Source organism: Chitinophaga sp. (genome assembly GCF_036569125.1).
Classification (GTDB): Bacteria; Bacteroidota; Bacteroidia; order Chitinophagales; family Chitinophagaceae; genus Chitinophaga.
In genome coordinates this window covers 1-2,033 of sequence record NZ_DATCRF010000316.1, presented here as the reverse complement: position 1 = coordinate 2,033, position 2,033 = coordinate 1, and the positions used below count along the sequence as shown (strand labels likewise).

The 2,033-nt window shown below is 49.1% G+C and carries 2 protein-coding genes; both read right to left on the bottom strand.

The window, feature by feature from the left end; all coding sequences use genetic code 11:
• A partial coding sequence (locus tag VIM87_RS11785) for an endo-1,4-beta-xylanase (protein ID WP_331997186.1) occupies positions 1-894 on the bottom strand: 894 nt, incomplete at its 3' end.
• Between the two features lie 81 nt (positions 895-975).
• Positions 976-2,033: response regulator (locus VIM87_RS11780; protein ID WP_331997185.1), on the bottom strand; the 1,058-nt coding region annotated here is incomplete at its 5' end.

The window sequence follows — 2,033 nt, the reverse complement described above, 5'->3', positions numbered from 1 at the left end:
ATATACATCCGGCTGCGCCAGCCATGCACTGTCGCGCTGTGATTGTGGCGGCAGTACGGATATATCCAGCTCTGTGATCTGCACCTGCAGGCCCAGGGAGCGGAAGCGTTCTATGGAGGCGATCAGCTCTTTTTGCGTAGGGTCTGTAAGGTTCCAGTGCGCCTGTAATCCTACGCCCTGTACCGGCACTTTTTTATCCAGCAATGTTTTCAGCAACCGGTAAATGCGCTCTCTTTTTTGAGGATGCTCCGTATTATAATCGTTGTAAAACAGGATGGCGCCCGGGTCAGCCTCATGTGCATATATAAACGCCTTTTCAATAAATTCTTCCCCGCAGATCCGGTACCATGGTGAATTGCGTAAGAACTGGGTACTGTCATCCGAAACAGCTTCATTCACCACATCCCAGGCATATATTTTACCCTTGTAACGTTGCATTACGGTAAAAATGTGTTCCTTCAGCCGTTGTAGTAATACTTGTTTGCTAACAGCTGCGCCTTTATTATCAACAAACAGCCAGGCCGGTGTTTGCTGGTGCCAGCAAAGTGTATGGCCCCGCACTTTCAGATGATGTGCCTGCGCAAAATTGATAATAGTATCTGCCCCGCCCCAGCTATAACGCTGCTCCTGTGGATGTACCGGGCCAAATTTCAAAGTGTTTTCCGTGGTAACGCTGTTAAACTGCTGAAGGATCAGGGCAGTATCTGCGCCGGTAATATTACGGGGCGATACGGATACGCCTATTGGAAAATAATCGCTGTAATAATCTTTTAATCCCTTTGTTGCAGCTGCAGCAGTTGGTTTTACAGCTCCGTATTGCAGGGTGTTATAACCCTGTGCGCTTGCCTGCAGGTTGCATAGCAGGGCGATAGTAACAGTTAAAAGGTGTTTCATCAATAACAAGGTTTTATGTGATGGCACTATTCTTTGGCGTACAATTCTCGGTATTGGAACAGGCGTTTACCGGCTGCTCATCTACACATCCGGTTTTTTATTCACCTGCTCCCGGAAAGTTTTAGGCGTTTGCTGGCTGCGTGCCTTAAATACCGTGGAAAAATATGCAGGCGATGAAAAGCCGCAGGCATAGGCGATCTCCGAAACCGACTGCTGGGAATTTACCAGCAGGTACTTGGCTTTTTTAATGCGGGTATCCAGTATGTAATCGTTCACATTGCAGTTCAGCAGCTGCTTTACCCTGCGGTACAGCTGCATTTTGGAAATGGACAGCTGCTGGCAAATATCATCCACCCCAAATTGATCATTGCCCAGGTTATTTTCAACAATAGCCGTGAAGTCATTTACAAACCTGCGGTCTGGTTTATTGGACTGAGGTGTATGCACCCGGGTTTCCGGCTCTGCAATGTAATGATCTTTGAGCAGCGCACGGTTATTCAGGATGCTGCTGATGTTCTCTGCCAGGTATTGCAGGTTGAAGGGTTTGCTGATGTAGGCATCGGCATTGTGCTGCATTCCTTTTATACGCTGCTCCTCACTGCTGTTGGCGCTGAGCAGTATCACCGGTATGTGCGAGGTGCGGATGTCTTTTTTCAGGGTTTCCAGCACCTGTATGCCATCCATCTCGGGCATCATAATATCGCAGAGGATCAGGTCGGGTATATGCTGAAAGGCCAGCTGCAAACCATCTGCACCATTCACCGCATGAAAAACTTCGTATAGCCCGCCCAGGTAGCTTGCCAGGAAGCTGTTCAGGTCCGGGTGGTCTTCAATGATCAATATGGAGTGCAGATGTTCGCCGGTGTTGGTGGTAGCCGGCAGCTGCTCATCCGGTTCTTCCAGGTAATTGAACAGGGAATGGTTCAGCACATTCATGCTTTCTGCTTCCTGCTGGATCTCTTCCGGTTCAAAAGGCGCGCTGCTGGCAGGCAACGTAAGGGTAAAGGTGGTGCCGGTACCTTTAGCGCTTTTTAAGCTAATGGTGCCATGGTGCAATGCAATGATCTCCCGGCTTAGCGCCAGCCCTATACCTGTGCCTTTATGCGCGGTTTCCCGGCTTTGATAGAACAGCTCAAAGG